This window comes from Paenarthrobacter sp. R1 (genome assembly GCF_030264015.1).
GTDB lineage: Bacteria > Actinomycetota > Actinomycetes > Actinomycetales > Micrococcaceae > Arthrobacter > Arthrobacter ureafaciens.
This window is the reverse complement of record NZ_CP127115.1, coordinates 4,556,707-4,582,285: the sequence shown is the minus strand read 5'-3', so window position 1 is coordinate 4,582,285 and position 25,579 is coordinate 4,556,707. Positions and strand designations below refer to the sequence as shown.

The following is a 25,579-nucleotide window of genomic DNA, read 5'->3' as shown; positions in this document are numbered from 1 at the left end:
GATGTTCGCTCGGGATGCGGAAGAGGGGGCTGCCGTGGCGATGGCAGAAGCTTGGGCCGTTGGAACCTGGTCCGGTTTGGTTGTTTCACTCACAGGTGCCAGCCTAGTTGGCATGATGGACAATTTCACGCCGAACCAGTTTGTGGATGAGCTCAGGCAAGCAGGCGTACCGGAAGAATTCCACGAGTGGCTATCGGCCGGCGGCGTGGGCGCACTGGTGGTCAAAATGGGCATCCGCTTCAGCGAACTGGGCGCCGAACGCAGCGTCGCCACCATGCCGGTGGAGGGCAACACCCAGGTAGCCGGCATCCTTCATGGCGGGGCGCACGCAGTCCTCGCCGAGACCTTGGGTTCCTTCGCGGCATCCGTTCACGCAGGTCCAGGCCGCCATGCAGTGGGCATCGAGCTCAGCGCAACCCATCACCGCTCCATTGCTGCCGGAACCGTCACAGGAACCTGCACGGCAATCCACCTTGGCGGCACGCTGGCAACGCACGAGATTGTGATCACTGACGAGCAGGGTCGGAGGCTCTCCACCGCGCGGATCACCAACATGATCCGCGATAACCGTCACTGACCGCTTGTCGGGCGGAGCCGGCGGGCAAAGTGCCGGCAAGGCGTCAGCCGCGCTTTTCCGGCATCCTCTTTTCCGGCATCCTGTAGTGCAGTTCGGCCGCGGCCCCGCCAAGGATCTTCGATGAGACCAACTCCAGCGGCGCCGTCGGGCCGTTAAGCGGCAGCAGCCGCTTACCCGCTCCCAGCACCACCGGAATGATCGTGACGATCATCTCGTCCAGCAGCCCCGCGTTGGCAAATTGGGCTACCAGGTCCCCGCCGCCGACCAGCCACACGTTCTTGTCCCCGGCATCCGCCAACAGGTCCGGGGCGAATTCGCGGACGTCGCCACGGACGAATGTCACGTCGGCGCCTGCCGGGGCGGAATATTCGTGATGGGTAAAAACCCAGCACGGGATGTTCGGGTAAGGCCACTTCCCGGCCTCGTGCGCCATGAGCCATCGGTAGGTGTCCCCACCCATCGCAATGCACCCGACGCCGGAGAAGAAGGACTCATAGCTTCCGCTTACACCTTCCACCTTGTCGAATTGGAGCAACCAGCCCAGATCGTCATCCGGGGAAGCGATGAAGCCGTCAATGGTGGACGCCACGTAGTACTGGAAGATCGACATGGCCCCAGACTAGCCAAAACCCACCGACAATTCAGTCCGCGCTTGCGTTGCCGTATTCCACCCGCACGCTCCCGTCGTCCCTCAGCACCACCACGCGGCCTTGGGCCAGGGTCCACCGATCGTTGAGCAGGAAGATCCGCCCACCGCTGACCACGAGCAGCCGCAAGCCGGAATAGCGGTACAGCGGAGCCGCATCCGTTCCAGCTGACTCCTCACGGACGTTGGGTGCAGTGACGCCCAGGCGCTCTTTGCTGTAGACCACTGCGGTGGGCAAAAGCCCGGAGCGCTCCTGGTAGTCGAAGGCGGCGCCGCGGCCCAGTGCCTGGGCGTAGTCGGAGGTGCCCCAGAACAGCAGGAGGGTGACAAGGACAAAAACGAGGGACCGTTCCAAGGCGCGTGGCGTGACCCGCAGTGTGCGGACGGCAGGAGCCGCTGCACGCCGTCGGACACTCAGGCCCCAGGCCCCGACTATCAGGCCTGCAGCAATCAGGAACGGCACGTACAGCAAAGTCCGGCCCGGCTGGGTAACAACGACCACCCACATCACGGCAGCAAACGCGAATCCCAGCACCAAGACCACCAGCGCTGTGCGGTGCAACAGCGTCCTGTGCCTTGAGGCGTCCAGAAGCCGGGAAACAGCCCGGTCCAGCATCAGCCACAGCAAGCCGATCACCGCGAGCCATGCCAAGGGCTGGAAGAGCGACTGGATGCTCCGAAGAATGAAATCCTGCACGGTGTAGCCAAAGAGGCTGACGTCGAGGCCCATTGCCTTTGCCTGCGCGTCGGTACGTGCCCAGCCGAAATAGACCAGCAGTGCCGTGGCCACCGTCAAGGGCGGACCAATCACGGACAAAACGTCCAGGGTCCGCTGCCACCGGGTGTTGACGAGGCTGCGATCGTCCTCCTCCGGAGCTCCTGCCGCCGTTTGTCCGCTCACGGCAACGCCGTGGGTGACGCTTCACTGGGAGCGGTACTGGGCGAAGGGGCCGGTTGTGTCCCGCCGGGCTGTGTCCCGCCCGGTTGCGTCCCACCCGGCTGGGGCGACGGCGTTTGGCTTGGCCCGGTGGAAGGCGGAGGTGACGAGGGCGCGGTGTCCTCATAGTAGAAGGTCACTGTTCCACTGATATCCACTGTGTCAGTGATGGAAATCCGGAGGGTGTCCCGCCCGTTGGCCGGAGGAATCCTGAGGTACATCGTCTGGTAGTCGCCTCCACCGGACACAATTTCCGGGAAGGCGGGTTCTCCGTCAAAGAGGATGTCGCCTACGCGGACGTAGTAGCCGTCCAGCCGCACGATTGTGCCGCCCGAACGTGGTCCGGAGGCCCGGAGTTGGCCCGGCACCGCCGTCAGGTCCTCGTTCACTACTGTCAGGCCGCTAAGGTGGCGCGGGCACGCCTCGCCGGGAGGCGAGGTGGCCTTGATGGGCAGGCCCGGGCTGGCCCGGTGCTGCGCAATGACTGCGGCGGATGTTGCTGCAACCGTGGACTCCAGGCACTGCGTCTGCGGGATGCGCGGAGTCGCCGCGACCGCCACTGACGCTTGAAGCCAATCCTGCTCGGAACCGCTCTGCACTGCGCGGCATACGGCCGCTGCCGCTTGCCAGACAGTCACGTCTGCCGCCCCTTGGACGCTGTCCGGCCGGACGCTTTCAGCCAGGGCGTCGCACTGGAACTGCTGCAGCAGCAGGTAACGCTGTCCCGCCGTCGGGTCATTGGGTCCGACCGGTCCGACCGGCACCCAGCGGACCACCGGCGCCTCAGCTTGCGGGGCCGCGGGACCGGCCGGGCCGGCGGGCTGCGCCGCTGTAGGTTCGACGGCGGGAGGCTGGGTGGTTGCCGCAGCAGAGGTTGGTTCCGGCGCCGGGTTGGGTGAGGGGCTGTTGAAGTCGGAACCGGGGGGAAGGCAGGCAGAAAGGCCCAGCATCAGGACCGGCGCCAAGGCCAGTCCGATGAGGTGGCTTAGGGATCGGCTCTTCATGACAGCCCCGCATCTGCCGGATCACCAGGGTGCAGTGATGTAATTTCACTGCCGATTATTCTCCCGAATGGGCTTTACTGCCAGAGAGCGGGCTACTTTCCGAAGTAAGGAACGATCAGGTAGATCCCGAACAGCACAGCCAGCCCGCAGATGCCGAAGCAAACGTAGGCAAGGCTTTTGAAGAGTGCCGGCGACTTCTGCTGTACGTCGCCTGCTATCGCGGTCAGCCGGACACCCAGCGAGTAGAGGACCACGACCGTCACCGCGGACACGAGTGTCACCCCGGCAACCAGCAGCAATTCCAACCACTTCATCGCTGTGCACCTTTGTTCTTGTTGGACTTGGACTTTTTCTTCTTGCGGAACACAACCGCGTGGCCGGCTTCATCCACCTCGACGGCGTTGTGGTGGCCGACGTGCTCCCTGCGGGAGACCACGAACATGAAGAGAATGGCGGCGGTGCCTACGACGGCCGCAATGACCAGGCCAACGACGCCGGTATTGACCAGAAGCGCCGTCAGCCCACCGACGATCGCGGATGCCGGCAAAGTGAAGAGCCAGCCCAAGGCGATCTTGCCAGCGGTACCCCAACGGACCGAGGTGCCTTTGCGTCCCAGGCCGGAGCCGATGACCGAGCCGGAGGCCACCTGCGTGGTGGAGAGTGCGAAGCCGAGGTGCGAGGAGGCAAGAATGGCCGTCGCGGTGCTGGTTTCGGCCGAGAATCCCTGGGCGGGCTTTACTTCCGTCAGGCCCGAGCCCATGGTGCGGATGATGCGCCAACCGCCGGCGTACGTACCAATGGCAATGGCGAACGCACAGGCTGCGATGACCCAGAACTGTGGGCCGGAGCCGGGAGTCTGGGTGCCGGCGGCGATGAGTACGAGGGTGATGATGCCCATGGTCTTCTGTGCGTCGTTGGTTCCGTGGGCCAAGGCCACGAGGCTCGATGTGAAGATCTGGCCGGTCCTGAAGCCCCCACGCTTCTGGGTCAGCTTGTCCCCGGTTTCGGGATCGTGCCGCGAGGTCAGCGCGTAGGCGAGCCTGGTACAGATGTAGGCCACGGCTCCTGCGATCAGCGGAGCGAAGAGGGCGGGAAGGATCACCTTCAAAAGCACTGTTTCGAAGTTAATGGAGTGGAGGCCGATACCCGCCACTGCCGCACCGATCAAACCACCGAACAGGGCGTGCGAGGAACTTGATGGAAGGCCCTTGAGCCAGGTGATCATGTTCCAGAGGACGGCGCCCATGAGCCCGGCAAAGATGATGTCCGGAGTGATATGGATACCGTCGGCGCCTTCCCGGATCAGGCCCCCGGAAATGGTCTTTGCCACCTCCGTGGAGAGGAACGCGCCCACCAGGTTCAGCACGGCGGCCAGCGCTACCGCAGTCTTGGGTTTGATCGCCCCCGTAGCAATGGGAGTTGCCATCGCATTGGCTGTGTCGTGAAACCCGTTGGTGAAGTCAAAGAAGAGGGCCAACGCTATGACAAGCGCGACCATGAAGGTGATTTCCACCTGTTGCCCAATCTGCAGAGTCGACGTTCAGCAGTTTCACTTCCCCATACCTGCCAAGCACAGCATAGTTCAGCAGCTGTTCAACTGGCTGGACTTGCCGGCTTCATCGTGCGGGCTGAAACCTTAAGAATCCTACGTGCCAGCCACCCTCCGGCCAAACGTGCGCCCCGGCGTGATCAGCCCAGGAAGGCCCTGACGGCAGCAAGGTGGCTGCGCGACAGGCCCTGGCGGGGATCCGGTGAGATACACAACACGCGGTCTTCCTGGTAGTCGGCCCAGGATTGTGCGTCCGCGTCCCGGCCCAGTTGATCGTCAAGCCACACGAACCGGTCCGAGCCCGAAGACGCGAGATCCTTCTGCAGGGCAGTAAGCTTCCACCATTCGGGGCCTTCGTCCCAGCCTTGGCTGGACAGCACGGGCCAGTCCTGCCCCTTCAAACCTATGGCCGGACAGAGGAACTCCGGGGCAAGCCGCTCCCACGTGGTGAGCCACACGAAGCGCGCGGCAGGGTGGGCGGCCAGGTCGTTCAGGGCCTCGACGACTTCCGGCGCGAAGGCGACCTCCAGGATGCCGGCGTCCGCGATGCACCAGTCACCGCCCCAGTCGGTGGTGCCGACAGGGCTGAACGGGTTCACCACGCCGTCGACGTCCAAGTAGATGGATACCGGCCTGACGGACGATGCCATCCGCGTTCTCCCTTCCCCAAAGGTTAAGGTCAGCCTACGGCACAGCCGGCAGGAGGACCGGCGCAAATCATTTCCTTGACGCTCGTCAACTCAGTGATATTCTGGATGCATGGAAAACCCCGCCGCGCAATCGGCCGCCCCTGCTTCCGAATCCCCGGGTTCACGGAACATACGTCCCATCGAGGACACCGTCCATACCGATTTCCGGCACGCCATGTCCTACGGCAGCTACCTGGACCTTGACCGGCTGCTCAGCTCCCAGCACCCGGTGAGCAAGCCCGAACACCATGACGAACTGCTGTTCATCATCCAGCACCAGACCAGCGAGCTGTGGCTCAAGCTGATTCTTCACGAACTCCTTGAAGCGCGCCGCTTGTTCGACCAGGACAACCTCGGAAAGGCCTTGAAGTGCATCGCCCGGGTCAAGGCGATCCAACGGACCATGACCGAACAATGGTCTGTACTGGGGACACTGACGCCCCGGGAATATGCGCAGTTCCGCGGTTTCCTGGGCAACTCCTCCGGTTTCCAGTCCTATCAATACCGCGGCGTGGAATTCCTGTTGGGCAACAAGAACCGCGGCATGCTTCGGGTTTTTGAAAGCGACCCCGAAGCCCACGCGCTGCTGAGTACGCTCTTGTCCGAGCCCACCCTTTACGACTCTTTCCTGGCTGTCCTTGCCCGCGCCGACTACGACATCCCTGCCGACGTGCTGCACCGCGACACCTCGGAACCGTGGGTCTTCCACAAGGAACTGGTGCCGGTGTTCCAAAAGATCTATGAATCCGATGACACACCCTGGGGTTTGTACGAAGCCTGCGAGGACCTGGTGGACGTGGAGGACAACTTCCAGGCGTGGCGATTCCGTCACCTCCGCACCGTGCAGCGGACCATCGGCTTCAAGGTGGGTACCGGTGGATCGTCAGGGGTCGACTTCCTCAAACGTGCACTGGACCTGACGTTCTTCCCGGAGCTTTATGCCGTCCGGACGGAGATCGGCAGTTGAACCGTTCCTGACAGCGGCTCCATTTCCGGACGCCACAGCCTCCCTACGCGCAGCCCCCTACCCACCTCCGCAGGAGAACCCATGACCACCGCACACCAAACCCTTCGGCCCACCTCGGCGCAACTCGACGCCGCTGATCCGCTCGCCGCACAGCGGGCCGCTTTCTACACGCCCGACGACGGCCAACTCACCGCGTACCTGGACGGAAACTCGCTGGGCAGGCCGCTGGACATCACAGTGGCCTCGCTGCAGTCATTCGTGCAGGACGCGTGGGGCAGCCGGCTGATCCGCGGCTGGGACGAGCAGTGGATGGACGAACCAACGCGGGTCGGCGACCGCATCGGCGAGGTGACACTGGGTGCCGCCGCAGGACAGGTAACTGTTGGGGACTCTACGTCGGTGATGCTGTACAAACTGATTCGCGCCGCTGTTGATTCACAGCCAGGCAGGGACGAAATCATCATTGACCGGGATAACTTTCCCACCGATCGTTTCATCATCGAGGGTATCGCCAAGGAACGCGGCGCCAGCATCAGGTGGATTGCCGCGAACCCGGCCGCGGGGGTTCGTCCGCACGACCTCGACGGGCTGCTGGGCGAGCGGACCGCCGTCGTGGTTCTGAGCCATGTGGCCTACCGCTCCGGGTTCCTTGCAGACGTCAAGGCGATCACGGCCAAGGTGCACGATGCCGGGGCCCTGATGCTGTGGGACCTGTGCCATTCGGTGGGTTCGGTGCCCATGGAACTGGACGCCTGGAACGTCGACCTCGCCGTGGGCTGCACGTACAAGTACCTCAACGGCGGTCCGGGTTCTCCTGCGTTCGCCTATGTGAATAGCGCCTGCCAAGATATCCTCCAACAACCGATCTGGGGGTGGATGGGGGCTGCCGATCCCTTCGGCATGACTGACGCCTACCAGCCTGCACAGGGCATCCGCCGCTTCATCACAGGCACTCCCCCGGTACTTGCCATGCAGCCCCTCAAGGACATGGTGGAGCTCATCGCCTCCGTGGGCATGGATGCTGTTCGGGAGAAGTCCACTAAGCTCACCGAACATGCCATGAACCTCGCCGATGAAATGCTGGTGCCCCTGGGCGTTGCCATCGCCAGCCCCCGGGACCCTGCCGAGCGTGGTTCGCACGTCACGGTGGACCATCCACTCTTTGCGGACGTCACTGCGAAGCTCTGGGAACGCGGGGTAATCCCCGACTTCCGCCCGCCGCACGGCCTGCGGATCGGGCTCTCGCCGCTGAGCACCAGCTACGCGGAAGTGGAGCTTGGAATCACGGCAATCCGTGATGTCCTCCTGGAACTGCAGTGAGCGCTGTCCTTGACGATATGGACTCCCGCCCCGGGAGTACTACGTCACTGCTGCGGACCGTCGTCGGCTTGTACATGCGCGAGGCGGGCGGTTGGATGGCCACCAAGGACATCGTTGCCTTGATGGAAGCGTTGGGTACGTCAGGGACGGTCACCCGGACGGCCCTCGGGCGCCTCCGGAAGAAAGGTGTCTTGGTTCCGGACACCCGCTCCGGCCTGGCGGGATTCACCCTCACCCCCGGTGCCGCGTCCATGCTGGCCCGTGGTGACAGGAGAATCTTCACGCCACGGACCATGGCCCCGACCGATCCTTGGTGCCTGGTGTCCTTCTCGATACCTGAAACTGAACGGGACAAGCGCCACCAACTCCGCCGCAGGCTGTATTGGATAGGGTGCGGGACAGTTGCAGCCGGACTTTGGATTTGTCCGGACACGCTCCGCGGTGAAGTGGAAGAAATCCTGGCTGATCTTCAACTGCGCAGCATGGCCACGATCTTCGTGACGCAGCCTCCCTTGCCGGGAGGAGGGCTGAAAGAAACTGCCGCGAAGTGGTGGGACCTGGATGCACTGGCACAGCTGCACCGCGATTTCATCAGGGAGCATTCCTCCGCAGTCGCCTCACCCGAAGGCTCGGCGGGCGCCGGGCCTTCGGCTGAGGCCTTCGCCACCTATGTCAGGAGCATCGACCGTTGGCGGATCATCCCGTACCTGGATCCCGGATTGCCCGCCTCTTTCCTGCCCGATGATTGGCCGGGGATCGATGCCGCCGGGCTGTTCTCCAAGATTGTGGAGCTCTACGCCGTGCCGAGTGCCGAATTCGTCGGTAACCTCGTGGGTGTCAGCGTCACATGACCAGATTCATGCCGCATTGGCGGTGCACCAGCGTTGGTGTACCGCCCCAGCTCCCCGCCCCGCGGCCCGATCGGAAGGATTGCCCTTGCCTTTCCCCCTGCAGCACCCCGCCCGGCAGTCCCCTCCCACCTCTGGGGTAATACTGTGAGCCCGGCAGTACTGGGCCTCCACATAGGTGGTTCCAGGACACACGCGCTACGACACGAGCCCGGGAGCACGGGGCCGTCCCGGAGTGAACCGGACGCCCCGGAGATCACCGAAACCAGCGCCAACCTGTCCTCCGTGGGCCACCACGGCGTGGATGCGGTCCTACGCCGGATAGCCGCCGCCGTCGGAAAGGATGTCCGGGCCGTCTGCGCCGGAGCAGCGGGAGCCGATACTCCAGCCAGTAGGGCCGTGCTGTCCGCCTTGCTAGCCGAGCACTTTCCCGGCGCCGTGATCGACGTCGTCCATGACACCCGCATCATCCTCGCAGCAGCAGGCCTCGACGCAGGGGCGGTCCTGGTGGCCGGTACGGGCTCGGTTGCCTGGGGCCGGAACCGGGAGGGAAGGGAAGCCCGCAGCGGCGGCTACGGCTACCTGTTGGGCGATGAGGGCGGGGGCTATTCGGTGGTCCGGGACGCAGTCCGCGAGGCATTGCGTGAGCATTACGCCGGGCTGGAACCGGGTCCCCTGGTACAGGCAGTGCTGACTGCAACACAGAGCGCGGACGCGCTCCAGTTGATGGACCGCTTCTACGCCAAACCTGAACCGGATTACTGGGCGTCGATGGCACCACTGGTTCTGGACCTGGCAGTATCCGGGGACCCCGCGGCCCTGCGTATCCAGGCCGAAGCGGCGCACTCGCTGGCCAGCATGGCACGCCAGGTCCTCGGGGAACTTGGCTTGGACTTGCCGCTGGTGATGGCAGGTGGACTCCTGGTTAATCAGAGGCAACTGGCCGATGCAGTGGCACGCAAGCTCTCCCTGGACGATCCTTCCGCGGTACGGATCCTGGATCGCTCCCCTGTCCAGGGAGCAGTGACGCTGGCCGAAGGTCTACTGGGTACTTAGTGCCGGTATCCGGAGTAATCTGGATGCATGCCTTTCACTAGCGGTGGTCGGTAGCAATGGCGTGGGCAAAGCAGCGGTGGCTGCCCGCCTTGCTGATTCCACTTGCCCTCCTTGCTGCGGTGTTGGTGAGCACGGTGCAAGCCGGCGCAACTCCCACCCTGCCGCCCAAGTCAGCGGAGGAAATCGTGGCCATGATCGCCCGGACCGAGGTCCGCGCGTTCTCGGGCACGGTGTTGCAGAGTTCCAAGCTGGGACTGCCGGACCTGAACGTAGGCGCACTCGGCGGAGGCCAGGAAGAGCCTTCCCTCTTCGAATTCCTCACGGGTTCGCACGAGGCCCGCATCTACGTGGCCGGTCCTTCGAAAGCGCGCCTGCAAGTCCTGGACCGGATGGCTGAGCGCGACGTGGTGGTCAACGGCACGGAGGCCTGGTTCTACAGCTCGGCGGACAACAGCGCCGTTCACACCACGCTGCCCGCACGTCCGGAGGCCGCCACCAGCCCCGCAGCGCCTGACGACAACGCGCGGAACCTCCCCAGCCCCGAAGCACTCGCGGACAGGTTCCTCGAAACCATGGACGACCACACCGAAGTGAGCGTTGGCGAACCTGCAACCGTGGCTGGCCGGGGCGCATACACCCTGATGCTCGTGCCCCGGAGCACGGACACCCTGGTGGATAGGATCGCCATCAACGTCGATTCCGAAACGGGCTTCCCCTTGGGCGTGACAGTGCGGGCGAAAGGGCAGGCAGACCCGACCTTCAGCGCCAGCTTCTCAAGCTTTGATCCGGGCGTTCCGGACCCTGCGTTGTTCACATTCACTCCCCCGCCCGGTGCCACCGTAAAGGAGGCCGCCGTGACGGAAAAGGAAGCACCAACGTGGGCACCTCGTCCGAAAACCTCCGAAAGTTCGGGCCCGGCAGGGCCACGCCACCCAAGCAAAGACGTCTCCGGCCAGGGCTGGGACTCGGTGGTGGTACTGCCCGCAGGTTCGGCCCCACAAGGCCTCGTGACCAATCCGCAGCTTGCCCAGGCCCTGCAGCCGGTTGCCGGAGGACGTGCCCTGACTACCTCCCTTGTGAGCGTGTTGATCCTCGACGACGGCCGCGTGTTCGCCGGAATGGTTCCCTTGGAACGCCTCCAGGACGTTGCCGGTGCGCGCGGGACTGCTGCCGGCTGAGGACGGTTCCATGGCGGAACCCGGGGGCGGCAACAGCACGGCACTGGCCATTCAGACCAGAGGATTGGTAAAGCGGTTCGGCCAACGAGCCGCCGTGGCCGGCACCGATCTGGCCGTTCCCCGCGGTTCCGTGTTTGGCTTTCTTGGCCCGAACGGTTCGGGAAAGACCACCACCATCCGCATGCTGTTGGGCCTGGTGTCACCCGACCAAGGCAGCATCACCGTGTTGGGCAAGGACATGCCGCAGGGGCTTGCCAGCGTACTCCCCGACGTTGGGGCGTTGGTGGAAGGGCCGGGCTTCTATCCTTTCCTGTCCGGAGAGGGGAATCTGCTGCGCTTGGATACTGCCGACCGGCATGCCGAGGCGGCGACCCGGAAGAGGCGGGTTGCCGCAGCACTCGAACGGGTTGGCCTGGAACATGCAGCCCGGAAGAAGGTCCGGGCCTATTCGCTGGGCATGAAGCAGCGGTTGGGCCTGGCGAACGCGCTGCTGCGGGACCGGTCACTGCTGGTCCTCGACGAACCCACTAACGGTTTGGATCCACAAGGAACCCGGGAGGTCCGGCATCTGGTGAGCTCCCTCGCGGCCGACGGGACCACGGTCTTTGTCTCCAGCCATCTCTTGTCCGAGGTGGAACAGATGTGCACCCACGTGGGCATCATGAGCGCCGGCCGGCTGGTTGCCCAGGGGCCGCTGGAGCAGTTGCGCTTTGCCGGACAGTCCCGGGTCACGGTAAAGACGCCCGACGTCGATCAAGCCGTCGGTGTCCTGGCGCGCCTTGGCCTGGTGCCCGGCACGCCGTCGGCAGGAACGGCGATGGCCACCGGGATGGACGGCGTTGCCCCTGAGGAGATTTCGGCTGCCCTGGTCCGGGACGGTGTCAGGGTGCGCGGTTTCTCGGTGGAAAACGCAAGCCTCGAGGAACAGTATGTTGCGCTTACGGGCGCTGGGTTCGATGTCGTCGGTTGAAACCCGGAGGCAGCCCGACGGCGGTTCAGGCGCCTCGGGCGGTCCGGGGCTGGCACTCCTGGGTTCAGAGCTGTCCGTGTTGTTCCGGAGGGTGCGGACGTGGGCCATGCTCCTGGCCCTGGCAGCTGTGCCGATCCTGATTGCCGTCGCCGTGAAGCTTTCCAGCCGGGACGTGCCGCCCGGTCGGGGTCCGCTCTTCCTTGACCGCGTCAGCCAGAACGGACTGTTCGTTGCCTTTACCGCCTTGGTGGTGTGCGTTCCCCTCTTTCTCCCCCTCACGGTAGGTGTCGTAGCGGGAGACACCATCGCCGGAGAAGCCAACCTCGGGACGTTGCGGTATCTCCTGATCGCGCCGGCAGGGCGCGTCCGGCTACTGCTGGTGAAGTACACCGGCGCCGTTGCCTTTTGCTGCGCAGCGACGTTGATCGTGGCCGCGTCAGGTGCCTTGGCCGGCGTCGTACTTTTCCCGGTGGGTCCGGTGACCCTACTGTCGGGTGACACCATCGGTGTGGGAGAGGCCGCGGTGCGCACGCTCCTCATTGCCGCCTACATTACGGTTTCCCTGCTGGGGCTGTCCGCGATCGGCCTCCTGGTGTCGACTTTCACTGATGTCCCGGTTGGCGCGATGGCCGCCACGGTTGTTCTGGCGGTGGTTTCGCAGGTACTGGACAACCTCCCGCAGCTCGATTGGCTGCATCCGTGGTTGTTCAGCCACCACTGGCTTGGCTTCGCCGATCTGCTGCGGCAACCCATGTCCTGGAACTCCTTTGGGGAGAACGCGCTTCTCCAAGCGGGGTACGTGGCGGTTTGCGGTGCCCTGGCGTACGCGAAATTCTCCAATAAGGACGTTCTGTCTTAGCTTTGACGTAGGCTCATTCCATGGCCAGATTCTTTGACGTCCACCCAGTTGACCCACAGCCGCGCGCCATCAGCCAGGTTGTGAACATGGTCCAAAACGGCGGCCTCATCGCCTACCCCACTGATTCCTGCTATGCCTTGGGAGCCCGGATAGGAAACCGGGAGGCGCTGGACCGGATCCGCACCATCCGGCACCTTGATGACAAACACCACTTCACCCTGGTCTGCAAGGACTTTGCGCAAATGGGGCAGTTCGTCATGTTGGACAATGACGTCTTCCGGAGCATCAAGGCCGTCACCCCCGGTAGCTATACGTTCATTCTCCCGGCTACCCGGGAAGTTCCCAAGCGCCTCCTGCATCCCAAGAAGAAGACGGTAGGGGTGCGAATTCCGGACCATAAGGTGGTTCAGGCCATCCTCGCTGAGCTCGGGGAGCCGCTGCTGTCCAGCACGCTTCTCCTGCCCGACCAGGAAGAACCACTGACCCAGGGATGGGAAATCAAGGAGCGCCTGGACAACGAGGTGGATGCAGTCATCGATTCCGGCGATACGGGGTCGGAACCGACCACCGTCATCGACTTCTCCAGCGGTTTCGCCGAGGTTGTCCGCCGCGGAACCGGCGATCCGTCGCGTTTCGAATAGCCCCCGGGTTATCCAAAGCGGAACCGGCAGCCCGCGTTGAGCACCACTTGGGCGAGGCTGGTGATCTCCAAAGCTACGGCCGACGGTGCTTCCGCCAAAGGCGCCGGCGGATACGCCACGGCGATAGTGATCTGCCTGTTGGCGTCAGCGCTGCTCAGCGACATCACTCCGTACCCAGGCACATCGCCCGCATGGCCGTAGTAATTTCCGTTGGTGCAGGGATCCTGCCACTGGTCCAGGCCTAGTCCGTACTCTGCCAGGACGCTCCCTTTCATCAGGATAAGGCTGGAGGGTGCCACGAGCTTGCCGCCGAGGAGGCCCGAGTAGAAAGCGTTGATGTCCCCCACCGTGCCAAACAACTGCGCACCGCGGGACCCCAGCGCTCCGGTCTCCATCACATCAACGGTTTTCCCATTGAGCTGTACGTAGCCGTGCACCACCCCGGGCGGTATGGGTTCAGGGCCGTAGACAGCCACCGTGCGAAGGCCGAGCGGATCGAGGATGTCCCGGGCCAGAACTTCGGAGTACCCAGTGCCCCGCAAAACCTCCACAACCCGGCGCAGCAGCAAGTCCGTACGCCCGCTGTCCGGGTCCGCGAGCAACCCGCGGATGGTCGCGGCCGCACCGCCAGGAGGGATGTCCGCAGGCGCGAGGTAAGCGGAGGCCGGGGCGTCCAGAACCAGGATCCCTTCCTCAGCGAGCTTCAGCACGGAAACCGCGAGCATGCTGCGGGACACCCCACCCATCACCATGGGATCATCGGGCCCGGCCGGTGTGCCTGTTGCAGCGTTCCTCAAGCCCGCCGCGTGCTTCCAGACCTGGGCACCGGACCTCGCCTCCACGATGACAGCCGGGGCGCCGAGCGCGATCATCTCACGGCTGAAAAGTTCAATGCTGGACTGCAACTCACGGAAAGCCGCCGATGCTGTCATTGCGTCAGTAGGTACTGCCGGCGACCAGGACGCCTCAGGAGGGTCCGACGTCGGACCTGACCGGGTAGGCGACGGTCCAGTTGCAGTAGTTGCCGGCGAGGGGACGTCAGGCGGCGGCTGATCCGGCCAACCGGTGCAGGCGGTCAGCAGGCCGAGTCCAAGAAGTGCAGCCGAAAGACGCGCCCCCACGCAGCGGCGGGGGCCAGGCCGTGCCGCAACTACCGCTGGAGTCAGCCCCCTTCTCACTGTCCGACCCCGCCTACTCCTCCGGCTTGCGGGCCCGGCTGGGTTGCACGCGCATCGGCTCGCCCGGCATCTTGGGAAATTCCGGGGGGAACGGCATTTCGCCCTGGCCGTCCTTGACGTCACGCTCCCACCACTGCAGCAGGACATCGATGTTCCCGGGGGCGTCGTGCATGGTGGCCCACGGGTCCCCTGACTTCTCCAGCCGTTCCGGGACAGTCCGGATGGTGTACTTGGCGGGGTCGGCATCCTCCAGTTCGTCCCACCTCAGGGGGCAGGAAACCTGTGCCTGGGGAACCGCCCTCGGGCTGTAAGCCCCGGCAATGGTGCGGTCCCGGTTCGCTTGGTTGAAGTCCACGAAGATCCGGGTTCCGCGCTCTTCCTTCCACCACGCCGTAGTGACCTTGTCCGGCATCCGGCGCTCCAGCTCGCGTCCGGCGGCAATCACGGCATGGCGGACTTCGAGGAACTCGTGCTTGGGCTCAATAGGTGCGTACACGTGGAGGCCGCGGTTGCCGGACGTTTTGATAAAGGCGGTCAGTCCTGCCTCGTCAAGGACCTTGCGCAGTTCCTGCGCCGCCGGGATCGCATCGGCAAAGTCCGTGCCGGGCTGGGGGTCCAAATCAATGCGGAGTTGATTGGGGTTGTCCGGGTTATCTGCTTTGGAGGCCCACGGGTGGAAGACGACGGTGTTCATCTGGGCTGCCCACACGGCAGCTGCAGGCTCGTCGATGACCAGTTGCGGATGCGACCGTCCGCTGGGATAGGTCACCATCACCGACCTGACGTAGTCCGGGGCACCCTTGGGCGGGTTCTTGGAAAAGAACATGTCGCCTTCGATGGTTCCGGAATACCGTTGGAGGCTGACGGGACGGTTGCCGTTGGCGGTCACGAAGGCCTCACCCACTGCCACCAGGTAGTTCGCAAGATCAAGTTTGGTGAGACCCGCTTCCGGCCACACCACCCGGCCCGGGCTTGAAACCCGCACCTCCCGTGGGCCATCGGGACCGGGCACTGTGATGGTGGTGGATTCGCTCGCCATGCCCACAAGCTACCGTGTCCGGGCCGTGCGCGTCTGCAGCTCGGAGGCATTTCGCGCAATGCGCCGGAATATGGCCACGCGTCCTTCATGATGGATGCATGCCCCTAACGCCCCGCGCAGTGTCCATCCACGTCGGCGACGCCGAAGTTTCCGGCCTTTCGATCCGCCCCTCCAAGCCCCTCGCCACGATGGTGGTGGCCCATGGAGCGGGTGCCGGGATGGAGCATCCCTTCCTGCAGGGTTTCTCGGAGGCAATGGCCGATGAAGGCGTGGCGACCCTCCGGTTCAACTTTCCCTATCGCGAAGCCGGCAGGCGGTTCCCGGACCGGCCACCGCTGGCCATCGCTGCGTGGACCGCGGCAATGGAGGCAGCAGCCGGACTGTCCGAGGGCGAACCGCTGTGGGCGGCCGGAAAGTCCTTTGGGGGCCGGATGGCGTCCATGGCCGTCGCGGAGGGCATGAAAACGCGCGGTCTGGTGTATCTCGGCTATCCCCTGCACGCCCCCGGGAAGCCCGACAAGTTGCGCGATGAGCACCTGTACGGCATCGCTGTTCCGATGCTCTTCCTCCAAGGCACCCGGGATACCTTTGCAACGCCTGAGCTGTTGGAGTCGGTAGTAGAACGCATTGGACCGACGGCGACGCTCCAGTGGTGTGAGGGCGGGGACCACTCTTTCGCGGTCAAGGGTGCCAAACGGAGTGCGGAGGAGATCGGGGCTTCCTTGGCACCCGCCGTTGCACAGTTTGTGCGGGACAATCCCTGAGCGCTTGGCGGCAGTACCAACCTGCCCTACTTGGGGACGGGTTCATGCCGAAGGTAGGACCGCCGGAAGCGTCCGGTGCCGGAAGTCAGGGCCCTCAACTCCACTGCGTAGCGGAGAAGTTCCTGGTCCGGCACTTCCGCGCTGATCTCGGCGCCCTCGCCGGGAGCTGCGTCAGTGCCCGTCACGCGTCCCCTGCGGCCCGAGAGGTCGCTCATGACCGCGCCCACGTACTCGTCGGGAACATTGACCACCACACTGGAAACGGGTTCCAGCAGCTGGATCCTGGTGGCTGCTGCCGCTTCCCGAAGGGCCAGCGCGCCGGCTGCCTGGAAGGCGGCATCGGAGGAGTCCACGCTGTGGGTTTTTCCGCCGGTTAGCGTCACCTTGATGTCCACCACAGGAAAGCCCTCAGCCACGCCCTTGAGCATCTGGGCCCGAATGCCCTTTTCCACGGAAGCCACGTAGGTGGCGGGGATGACCCCTCCGACGATCTTGTCCACGAACTCGAACCCCGCACCGCGCGGCAACGGTTCCACGTCGATGTCGCAGATGGCGAATTGTCCGTGGCCTCCGGACTGCTTCACGTGGCGTCCATGACCGGATGCGTTGCCGGCGAAAGTCTCCCGCAACGGCGTGATGACATCGACGGTCTGGAGTTTCACGCCCTGGGCACGCAACCTGTCCAGGACCACCTCAGCGTGGGCCTCGCCCATGCACCAAAGAATCAATTGGTGGGTGTCCTGGTTGCGTTCCACCCTCAGGGTGGGGTCTGCCGCCGCGATCTTTCCGATGTTCTTGGCGAGGGCATCCTCATCGCTGCGTGAGGCCCCTTCGACCGCGATGGGCATCAACGGTTCGGGAATGTTCCACGTCTCGATGAGCAAGGGGCTTTCGCGGTCCGACACCGTGTCCCCGGTCTCAGCTCCGGCCAGTTTGCTGATGGCGCAGATATCTCCCGCGATGCAATAAGGAACAGCTTTGAGGCTGGAACCCACGGGCGAGTACAAATGAGTGACGCGTTCGTCGGAATCGTGGTCCTCGTGGCCCCTGTCCGCCAAACCACGACCGCCGATGTGGATCGACGAATCCTCCCGCAGGGTTCCGGAAAACACCCTCACGAGGCAAACCCGGCCGAGGAACGGATCAACCGTCGTCCTCACCACTTCCGCAGCCAACGGCCCGTCAGGGTCGCAGCTCAGCGGTTTCAGGGATGACCCGTCCAGCTTCATGGCCGGCGGCGCGGGACGCGCCGGGGGCGACGGCAGGGCATCGACGAGCAGCGACATCAGCTCCTGCAACCCAAGACCGGTTTCGGCCGAGGTTGGCATGACCGGGAAGAAACGGCCCCGCGAAACCGCTGTCTCCAAATCCTGAATGAGGTCCGACAGAGGGAGTTCTTCGCCGCCCAAGTACCGGTCCATGAGGGTTTCATCCTCACTTTCGGCGATGATGCCCTCAATGAGCGGCCCACGGGCAGCTTCGAGCGCGGACTCAAGCGCCGGGTCTGCGGAGCCCGGGGGGTCGAGGACGCCGGCCACACCGTCAGGAGTGGGCAGGTACATCGGCAGTACGGCCTCTCCGAAAGCGTCCTGGCTGCGTTCGACGGCGGCGTGGAAGTCTGCCCGTGGGTGGTCCAGCCGACTGATGACCACGGCCCGGGGAAGCTGGATCTTCTCGCATTCGCCCCACAGCGCGACGGTCGCGCCGTCGATCCCGTCCACGGCCGAGACAACAAAAAGGGCCGCGTCCGCGGCCCTCAAACCGGCACGCAATTCGCCGGTGAAGTCGGTGTAGCCGGGGGTATCTATCAGGTTGACCTTCACGTCGCCCACGAGGATCGGCGCTACGGAGAGCGTGACGGAGCGCTGTTGGTGGACAGCGGACGGGTCCGAGTCGCTCACAGTGGTTCCATCCGTGATGGACCCCATCCGTGTGATGGCCCCCGTTGCCGCGAGGAGCGCTTCAACGAGCATCGACTTCCCGGCACCCGAATGTCCCACGAGTGCCACGTTCCGGACGTTGGCGGGTTGGCTGGCTGCGAGGGCTGTCCCGTTCTCGGACCGGCGGGGCTCGGGTCCGCCCTGGACTGTGGTTTTGGCCGCTTCGCGCGTACCTTTCGCGGACATGGGCACCTCCTGGGTGGTAGCCAAGTTCGTGTCCGAGCTCAGGCGGTTCGGACATGTACAAGGATTGGACACCCTCAAGCGACCACAGGGCAAGCACTAGGGACGCACAAAATCCAGCATGCCCCACAACAACCAGCCGGACACCAGCACACTTGCCGAGATAACAACCGTAAAGGCGCTCAACCAGACAAACGCCGGTGCTCCCGTGGTTCTGGCCAGGATCCACGCGTCAGAGGACTGGATCCGCGACCTGTGACGGGTGTGCACCCCGGCCAGTTTGAAGAGGTCCCGCACGGCCCCCACGGACAGCGCGATGCCGAGGGCAAGCACGACGTAGTTCACTGTCCCGGGGTCGGCGAACACCAGCAGCAGCTGGGCTACTCCCGCGCTGATGACGGCAACCAGGATGCCTGTCAGGTTACGGAGGAAGATCAAGGAGACCAAGAGGATCACAGCGCCGACGGACATGGCGGCTCCGGCCCGGCCCGCAGAGAAGGCGGCGATCAGGGCCAGCCCCACAACGGCAGGTGCGGGATACCCCCAAAAACCGGACCACGCGGCTCCGAACGCGCTGCGTCCACTGCTGACGAGCCGGCCGGAGTGGTCCAGTCCGATCCGGAGGCTGTGGACGAAGCGGCCTGTCATCAGGGCGGCGTAGGCGTGGCCGAGTTCATGGACAAACGTGACATACAGGCCGAACCAGCGCCACGTGAGACGGGGAAGACTCAGCAGCGTCGCGCCGCCGATAATGGCCAAGAGAACCGGCAACGGCACCGTTGTGGTGTGGACGTCCGTAAAACCACGGACAACGGCCGACCACCATATTCCGGGCACGCTGGAAGAATCGACAGGGGTTTGAGTCACCGTCGCAATGCTACGCAAGAAGTCCGGGAGCTACATGCGGTTCTTGGTCCTGGCCGTGGCGGGCGCGGTCCAAGGGTCCTCCGGCCAGGGATGTTTCGGGTAGCGTCCCCGCATCTCGGCACGGACTTGGGAATACGGACCCGACCAGAACGAGGCCAAATCGTCCGTCACTGCCAGCGGCCTGCCCGCCGGCGACAAGAGATGGAACAGAACCGGTACCCTGCCGTCGACCAACCGTGGCGTGCGGTCCCAACCAAAGCATTCCTGAAGCTTGACTGCCACCACTGGCCTGCCGCCGTCGTCCGCTGCTCTTTCCGCAACCTCCGGGTAGAGGATGCGTACGCGCGAGCCGCTGGGAACCTCCAGCCGCTCCGGAACGAGGGCGTCGAAGTGAACCGCCTCCGGCCACGGCAAAAGGCGCTGCAGCGGTTCTGCCAGGTCGACTGCGTTCAGCGGCTTGCCGCCCGCAAGGGCCTCGAGTTCGGGGGCAAGCCATTCGTCAAGGCGCGCCAAGAGGCCGGCCTCACTGACGTCGGGCCACGGCCCGCCCAACTCCCGGCGCAACAAGGCCAGCCGTCGACGAAGCGAATCAGCCGCTTCCGACCAGCCAAGCATTGCCAGGCCGCCCCTGCCCAAAGCCGTGGCAATGGCTTCCCGCCCCGCTTCGGGAGAAGGCCGGATGGGCGTCGAGGAGACCACGATCGCACCGATGCGCCGCTCCAAACGGGCGCTGAGGCGACCTTGATCAAACCGTGCCTCCACGATTTCCTGCACGAGGCTCGGAGCCGCTGCCCGGGCCAAAGATTCTGACAGCGGAGCAGCCGAACGAATCACGGCCCCGGTCCCGGCAGTATCGCGCCCCTGGGCCCGCGATACTTCCGCAACCGCGAGCCACTCGTGCGCGGCGAGCGGACTTCCCGCCGGCAACCCGGCGCGGGTCCCCGAGGTGAGCTGATAGCTGGAGCCGTGGTCCGATGCCCTCCGGGCGATCCGATCCGGAAACGCCAGGGCGACAACGTATCCGGGCGCCTGGTCCCCAGTCAGCTTGAGGGACGTATCGGACGGAACGACGGCGTTGCCCACGTTGCGGGTCATGGATTCCAGCCGCCGGGCTTCTTCTGAAAAACGCCGCGACGCCGGAAGGGATCCACTGCGCATCGCCCTGAGGAGTTGCACCAGGTCTCCGCCCGGGGCACGCTGATCTCCCGACACGAGGGCCACGGTCTCTGCAGCAAGCTTCCGCCCGACGGTGGAAGACCCGTCCAGCAAAGCCCTGGCCAGCCGGGGGTCCGCGGGTATTCGTGCCAGCACCTTGCCGAGATCTGTTGCCAGTCCAGCATCGGTGAGGGCCCCAAGTTCCCGCAGGACCTCCACCGCGTCATCCATCGAAGCCCGCGGCGGGGCATCGGGTAGGGCAAGGCCTTCTCCCCTGGGCGCACCCCAGCAGGCAAGCTGCAGGGCCGCTGAGGTGAGGTCGGCGACGGCGATCTCCGGGGTCAGGTGCGCTGGAGCGGCTGCATAAGTTTGCTGCCCGTAGCAGCGAACCACTGTACCGGGACCTTGGCGTGCGGCGCGGCCCGCCCGCTGCTCGGCCGACGCCCGCGACGTTGATACAGTGACCAGTCCCGACATGCCGCGCCCCGAATCACGCCGGGGCTCCCGGGAAAGCCCTGAGTCCACCACCAACCGGACTCCCGGTACAGTCAGCGACGACTCCGCGAGGGCGGTGGACACGATGATCCGCGGAGGGTCCCCGGGCCGCCGGCCGGATACGGCCCGGTCCTGCTGATCCGCAGACGCCTGCCCGTGAAGCTCCAACACCTCGGTTCCGGGAACGAGCCCGGAACGAAGCCTCGCCGCCACGTCCGAGACTTCACGGACGCCCGGGAGGAAGACCAGCGCGTCCACCGAGGGATCCCTGCGCAAAGCCCTTGCGTGGGACACCGCAGTTGTCTCCGCAATGTGGTCGAGGAATGCACGGGTTACGCCACGTTCGTCCAGTCGCTGTGACGGCGCTGGAACCCATTCCACCGTCAGGGGGTGGAGCGCCGACGGGCAGTCGACGACGGGCGCCGGCCCGCCGCCGTCGGAGGTTTGCCCGCCGTCGGAGGTTTGCCCGCCGTCGGAGGTTTGCCCCAGCAGGGCCGCGAAACGTTGCGCGTCAAGCGTGGCAGACATCGCCACCAGGATGAGTTCCTCACGCAGCTGCCTCACTTCGGACAACATGCCCAGCAGAAGGTCCGTTTCCAGGCCGCGTTCGTGGACTTCGTCAAGGACCACCGCGTCAACGCCGTCGAGGCCGGGGTCTGCCAGGAGTCGCCGGAGGAGGATGCCCGGGGTGACGAATTCCACTACAGTCCCGGGACCCGTCCGCGACTCGCCACGGACGGTGTAGCCTACCCGGTCTCCGAGCGGACTTCCGTCCAACGTGGCAAGGCGACGGGCGGCGGAGCGGGCAGCAACGCGACGGGGCTGGGTCACCACCACCCGCGGAGCTGTTCGGCCCCGCCGCGCTGCGACGTTGGCCACCAACGGCGGCACAAGAGTTGTCTTGCCGGTTCCCGGGGGTGCCTGCACAACGGCCGTGCCGCCGTCGTGCCCGCTTTCCAAAGCGTCGGCGAGTTTGCCCAGGGAACCGGCGAAGACCAGGCCGCTTCCGATGGCATCCAGTGAAAAAGTCACCAGCCTATTGTTTCAGGAGTTCGGGGGCGTCCCCATGCTGGCTGGCTTGGGTGCTGCGTGCCTCGGCGTTGGATTGCCTCGGCGTTGGATTACCTGGGCGATGGAGTGGCTGGGCGATGGCGTGCCTAGGCGATGGTGGCCGCATCGATGACGAAGCGGTACCGAGCGTCCGAGGCGAGGACGCGCTCGTAGGCTTCGTTGATCTTCTCCGCGGGAATGACTTCGATCTCGGCACCGAGGCCATGCTCGGCACAGAAATTGAGCATTTCCTGGGTTTCGCGGATGCCACCGATCGCAGACCCGGCGAAGGACCTGCGTCCGCCGATCAAGGCGCCCGCGTGGACAGGGAGCGGTTCTGCGGGGGCTCCCACGTTGACCAACGTTCCGTCCAGGGCGAGCAGCTTCAGGTAGGCGCTGATATCAATGGATGCGCTGACGGTGTTGATGATGAGGTCGAAAGTTCCCCCGAGCTTCTCGAAGGTGGCGGGGTCGCTTGTGGCGTAGTAGTCCTTGGCCCCGAGCTTCAAGCCGTCCTCCATCTTCTTGAGGGACTGGGACAGCACCGTGACCTCAGCACCCATGGCGCTGGCTAGCTTGACAGCCATGTGGCCCAAGCCGCCGAGTCCCACCACAGCGACCTTCTTGCCGGGTCCCGCGCCCCAGTGACGCAGGGGTGAATAGGTGGTGATTCCGGCGCACAGCAGCGGGGCTGCGACGTCGAGGTCCAGCGATTCCGGGATGGAAACAACGAAATCTTCGTTCACCACCACGTCGCTGGAGTAGCCGCCCTGGGTGATGGTGCCGTCGAGGTCCACGGATCCGTAGGTGCCGACGTTGCCGTTCAGGCAGTACTGCTCTTCGCCTGCTTCGCAGTTGGCGCATTCCTTGCACGAATTGACCATGCAGCCCACGCCGACGCGGTCGCCGACCTTGTGCTTGGTCACCTCGGAACCTACTTCAGTAACGATCCCGGCTATTTCGTGTCCGGGTGCCAGAGGGTACTGCTGCGGGCCCCATTCGCCGCGGACCGTGTGGATGTCCGAGTGGCAAATGCCAGCGAATTTGATGTCGATGTGGACGTCGTGCGGGCCGACTTCGCGACGCTCAATGGTGGTGAGGGCGAGGTCTCCTGTGGCCGAAGGGGCAGCGTATGCGGTAGCGGTAGGCATGTTTCTCCTGCGTTATAACGATGTGCGGATACCTCCATCTAACCCTGTATTCCGAAGTCGAGGGAGGCACTGTTGAGACTGGGATGGAGAGTCCTACCCAGTACGACGTACCGAATGTGTACCCATCCGAGGGTCCATTTACCGGAGTCTCGGGGAGGTTTCGGCTGGTTTCCTGGCTTGTTTTTCCACATAGGGGCTGAGGGCTGGTTACAGGGTTTGGGTGGGGTGGAAGGCTTGGTTTATGGGTTTGAGCGGGCAGGTTGTGGTTGAACGGGCGGGTAGGCCCGGTGCTGCTGCTGCCAACGGCGGTGGACCTCCCGGCGTCGGTGACCTTCCCAGCAAATACCCTTCCGGCGGCGGTGGGGTCGTTGAGGATGTCATGGAGGCGTTGGAGGACGGGGCGGCGGTGTTGGAGGCTGCCCGTGCCCTGGCGTTACCGGCAGGACGGGTGTTCGATGTTCAGGAAGCAGCAGACTTCGCTGCCCGGGTCGAGGACCTCTCCCGAAGCATCGGCTACCTGCAGATCATCGCAGCCCACGCGGTCGAACGCACCCGCACCGAAGCCAAACACAACCCCGCACAGACCGTCCCGGGCTGGCGGACCGGCTGGACCGAAACCCCACACCCCGCCCACCCGCACACCCCCGGCACCACTGCCCGGGCCGGCCGTCCGGCCTCCGTTGCCGGTGCCGGTGCCGTGCTTGGAGCCGTTGCGGGGTCCGGGCCTGTCACGTCTTCTGTTGCGGGGCCTGGTTCGGTACTCGATGACGGGTACCGCAACGCCGCCGAGTTCCTGCGCGCCAGGCTCCGGATCGATATCCGCGAAGCCCGCCGCCGCCTGACCCAAGCCGCGCTCCTGCTGCCCGGAACCACCCTCACCGGCGAAACCACCACCCCACGCCACGAACACCTCGCCACCGCGTTCGCCGCCACCGACGTGCCCTCCCGCTCAGCGACCATCATCACCACAGCCCTCGAACGCGTCGCCTTCATCGCCCACCCCGACACCCTCACCACCATGGAACACGCCCTGACCCGCACCGCCACCCACAACGACCCCGACTTCCTGGCCAAAACCGCCCAACACTGGATCAACCGCGTCGACCACGACGGACCCGAACCCACCGAAAAAGAACTCCGCACCATCCAAGGAGCCTTCATCCGCAAACCCCGCCGCGGACTCCACCACATCGAAATCTTCGCCACCGACGAACAATACGAAACCCTCATCACCACCATGAACACCGCCACCAACCCACGCCTAACCCCACACAACAACCCCAACACCACCAACAACCCCAACACCACCAACAACCCCGGCCACAACACCCCCACCAGCGCGGGCACTACCGCCATCCACAGCAACACCAACACCGGCCTCCCCAGCGCGGACAGCAGCGCGGGCATTACTGCCAGCCCCAGCAACAGCACCACCACTGCCGGCGTCCCCGCCACGGACCGCGACCAACCCGGCATCACCACCACCAGCACCGTCAGCGCCGCCAGCGTCAGCAACACCAGCACGGTCAGTGCCGTCGGGGTCAGCGGGAGCAGCACACCCGGGCCCGAGCTGGACCGCCGCTCCCGCGCCCAGAAACTCCTCGACGGTCTCATCACCGGCTGTAACTACGCCTTGCGCACCGGCAGACTCCCCGCCAACGGAGGCCTCAAACCCCAACTCACCGTCACCATCGACGCCAACGACCTCTACCCCCGACTCCAAAACCCACCACACCAGCCAACCCAGCCAGACCAGCCAACCCGGCCAGCCCGGCCAGACAAGGGCGGCTCCTCAGCCCGGCCGGGCAGCGCAACAGCAACCTTCACCGGCCCCATCCACGCCAGCACCATCCGCAAAATCGCCTGCGACGCCGACATCCTGCCCGTCCTCCTCGGAACCAACGGACAAGTCCTCGACATCGGCCGCACCACCCGGATCTTCCCACCCCACATCCGCAAAGCCATCGCCGCAAGAGACCAAGGCTGCACCTTCCCCGACTGCACCATCCCCGCACCCTGGTGCGAAGCCCACCACATCACCTACTGGTCACAAGGAGGCACCACCAGCACCAACAACGGCACCCTCCTGTGCTCACACCACCACCACCTCATCCACAAAGAACAATGGAAAATCACCACCCACCAAGGCATCCCATGGTTCACACCACCACCCCACATCGACCCCACCCAAACACCCCAACGAAACCACCACCACACACCCAACCGAACATGACACCCTGTCCAAAACAGGAAACACCCACGGCCACCCCGACACACCCCGGTCACTTGGCGCGCCCCCAGCCACCCCTCCGCGCCTCCAGCAACCCCTCCGCGCCCCCAGCCAGGGAGCCTGGGCGCCTTGGGACAACAAAACAACAGGACCCTCCGCAATCACGAAGGATCCTGTCACTCAGAACCGCTATGCCCTGGTATTCAGTCAGTTGTCCTGCAGTGGGGAAACGGGTGCGCTACGGCTTCCGAACCCAATGGCTCACCTGGCCCCTCACCGCGCCCGG

General features: G+C 64.9%; 23 protein-coding genes. 11 read left to right on the top strand and 12 right to left on the bottom strand.

What is annotated here, in order from left to right; genetic code table 11:
• The first annotated feature begins 112 nt into the window (after positions 1–112).
• The gene (locus tag QN084_RS21745) at positions 113–577 is read left to right on the top strand and encodes a hotdog fold thioesterase (protein WP_031215923.1); all 465 of its coding nucleotides are present in this window, start codon (positions 113–115) and stop codon (positions 575–577) included.
• Between the two features lie 43 nt (positions 578–620).
• Here the strand turns inward: QN084_RS21745 and QN084_RS21740 are convergent, their stop codons facing one another.
• The 6 genes from QN084_RS21740 to QN084_RS21715 form a co-directional block, all read right to left on the bottom strand.
• Complete coding sequence (locus QN084_RS21740) at positions 621–1,187, bottom strand: dihydrofolate reductase family protein (RefSeq protein WP_069694386.1); 567 nt, start codon at positions 1,185–1,187, stop codon at positions 621–623.
• A 31-nt stretch (positions 1,188–1,218) separates the two neighbouring features.
• Positions 1,219–2,124, bottom strand: coding sequence for a hypothetical protein (locus tag QN084_RS21735; RefSeq protein ID WP_021470383.1), 906 nt, complete (start codon positions 2,122–2,124; stop codon positions 1,219–1,221).
• Positions 2,121–3,164: a hypothetical protein gene (locus QN084_RS21730; RefSeq protein ID WP_021470382.1), complete on the bottom strand. Its 1,044-nt coding sequence runs from the start codon at positions 3,162–3,164 to the stop codon at positions 2,121–2,123. The genes QN084_RS21735 and QN084_RS21730 overlap by 4 nt, the downstream gene beginning before the upstream one ends.
• A gap of 92 nt (positions 3,165–3,256) precedes the next feature.
• Positions 3,257–3,478: a hypothetical protein gene (locus QN084_RS21725; RefSeq protein ID WP_021470381.1), complete on the bottom strand. Its 222-nt coding sequence runs from the start codon at positions 3,476–3,478 to the stop codon at positions 3,257–3,259.
• The gene (locus tag QN084_RS21720; protein ID WP_021470380.1) at positions 3,475–4,677 is read right to left on the bottom strand and encodes an inorganic phosphate transporter; all 1,203 of its coding nucleotides are present in this window, start codon (positions 4,675–4,677) and stop codon (positions 3,475–3,477) included. The genes QN084_RS21725 and QN084_RS21720 overlap by 4 nt, the downstream gene beginning before the upstream one ends.
• Positions 4,678–4,853: 176 nt before the next feature.
• Complete coding sequence (locus QN084_RS21715; RefSeq protein ID WP_021470379.1) at positions 4,854–5,363, bottom strand: HAD domain-containing protein; 510 nt, start codon at positions 5,361–5,363, stop codon at positions 4,854–4,856.
• Positions 5,364–5,472: 109 nt separating this feature from the next.
• Between QN084_RS21715 and kynA the strand changes: the two genes are divergently transcribed.
• The 8 genes from kynA to QN084_RS21675 all read left to right on the top strand — a co-directional run bounded on the left by kynA (position 5,473) and on the right by QN084_RS21675 (position 13,241).
• Positions 5,473–6,369: a tryptophan 2,3-dioxygenase gene (gene kynA, locus QN084_RS21710; RefSeq protein ID WP_069694385.1), complete on the top strand. Its 897-nt coding sequence runs from the start codon at positions 5,473–5,475 to the stop codon at positions 6,367–6,369.
• Between the two features lie 81 nt (positions 6,370–6,450).
• Positions 6,451–7,689 (top strand): kynureninase, encoded by a 1,239-nt coding sequence (locus QN084_RS21705; protein WP_069694384.1) that lies wholly within the window; start codon positions 6,451–6,453, stop codon positions 7,687–7,689.
• Positions 7,686–8,540: a PaaX family transcriptional regulator gene (locus QN084_RS21700; RefSeq protein WP_139126718.1), complete on the top strand. Its 855-nt coding sequence runs from the start codon at positions 7,686–7,688 to the stop codon at positions 8,538–8,540. Before QN084_RS21705 ends, QN084_RS21700 begins: the two co-directional genes overlap by 4 nt.
• 144 nt (positions 8,541–8,684) lie before the next feature.
• Positions 8,685–9,593 carry an N-acetylglucosamine kinase gene (locus tag QN084_RS21695; RefSeq protein WP_069694383.1) on the top strand — a complete coding sequence of 303 codons (909 nt, stop codon included), beginning with the start codon at positions 8,685–8,687 and terminating at the stop codon, positions 9,591–9,593.
• A 56-nt stretch (positions 9,594–9,649) separates the two neighbouring features.
• Positions 9,650–10,771: a LolA family protein gene (locus tag QN084_RS21690; RefSeq protein ID WP_069694382.1), complete on the top strand. Its 1,122-nt coding sequence runs from the start codon at positions 9,650–9,652 to the stop codon at positions 10,769–10,771.
• A gap of 10 nt (positions 10,772–10,781) precedes the next feature.
• Positions 10,782–11,741 carry an ABC transporter ATP-binding protein gene (locus tag QN084_RS21685; protein ID WP_069694436.1) on the top strand — a complete coding sequence of 320 codons (960 nt, stop codon included), beginning with the start codon at positions 10,782–10,784 and terminating at the stop codon, positions 11,739–11,741.
• Complete coding sequence (locus QN084_RS21680; protein ID WP_021470372.1) at positions 11,728–12,600, top strand: ABC transporter permease; 873 nt, start codon at positions 11,728–11,730, stop codon at positions 12,598–12,600. Before QN084_RS21685 ends, QN084_RS21680 begins: the two co-directional genes overlap by 14 nt.
• A 20-nt stretch (positions 12,601–12,620) precedes the next feature.
• Positions 12,621–13,241, top strand: coding sequence for an L-threonylcarbamoyladenylate synthase (locus tag QN084_RS21675; RefSeq protein ID WP_021470371.1), 621 nt, complete (start codon positions 12,621–12,623; stop codon positions 13,239–13,241).
• 8 nt (positions 13,242–13,249) lie between these two features.
• Here the strand turns inward: QN084_RS21675 and QN084_RS21670 are convergent, their stop codons facing one another.
• Positions 13,250–14,173 carry a serine hydrolase domain-containing protein gene (locus tag QN084_RS21670; RefSeq protein WP_083261862.1) on the bottom strand — a complete coding sequence of 308 codons (924 nt, stop codon included), beginning with the start codon at positions 14,171–14,173 and terminating at the stop codon, positions 13,250–13,252.
• A 259-nt stretch (positions 14,174–14,432) separates the two neighbouring features.
• Positions 14,433–15,458, bottom strand: a complete 1,026-nt coding sequence (gene ligD, locus QN084_RS21665) for a non-homologous end-joining DNA ligase (RefSeq protein ID WP_069694435.1) — start codon at positions 15,456–15,458, stop codon at positions 14,433–14,435.
• Positions 15,459–15,556: 98 nt separating this feature from the next.
• Here ligD and QN084_RS21660 point away from each other — a divergent pair, with 98 nt between their 5' ends.
• Entirely contained in the window at positions 15,557–16,222 is a 666-nt protein-coding gene (locus tag QN084_RS21660) for an alpha/beta hydrolase family protein (RefSeq protein WP_031215914.1), read from the top strand.
• A 26-nt stretch (positions 16,223–16,248) separates the two neighbouring features.
• On the opposite strand, the gene QN084_RS21655 is transcribed toward QN084_RS21660, so the two are convergent.
• The 4 genes from QN084_RS21655 to QN084_RS21640 form a co-directional block, all read right to left on the bottom strand.
• Positions 16,249–18,348, bottom strand: coding sequence for an elongation factor G-like protein EF-G2 (locus tag QN084_RS21655; protein WP_062096822.1), 2,100 nt, complete (start codon positions 18,346–18,348; stop codon positions 16,249–16,251).
• A gap of 96 nt (positions 18,349–18,444) precedes the next feature.
• Entirely contained in the window at positions 18,445–19,212 is a 768-nt protein-coding gene (locus QN084_RS21650) for a M50 family metallopeptidase (RefSeq protein WP_241650827.1), read from the bottom strand.
• A 30-nt stretch (positions 19,213–19,242) separates the two neighbouring features.
• Entirely contained in the window at positions 19,243–21,897 is a 2,655-nt protein-coding gene (hrpB, locus tag QN084_RS21645; RefSeq protein ID WP_210731070.1) for an ATP-dependent helicase HrpB, read from the bottom strand.
• A gap of 122 nt (positions 21,898–22,019) precedes the next feature.
• Entirely contained in the window at positions 22,020–23,063 is a 1,044-nt protein-coding gene (locus tag QN084_RS21640; protein ID WP_069694379.1) for an NAD(P)-dependent alcohol dehydrogenase, read from the bottom strand.
• A 241-nt stretch (positions 23,064–23,304) separates the two neighbouring features.
• On the opposite strand from QN084_RS21640, the gene QN084_RS21635 reads away from it, so the two are divergent.
• On the top strand, positions 23,305–25,296 hold the full coding sequence (locus QN084_RS21635; RefSeq protein ID WP_182264064.1) for an HNH endonuclease signature motif containing protein: 1,992 nt from the start codon (positions 23,305–23,307) through the stop codon (positions 25,294–25,296).
• Positions 25,297–25,579 lie beyond the last annotated feature (283 nt).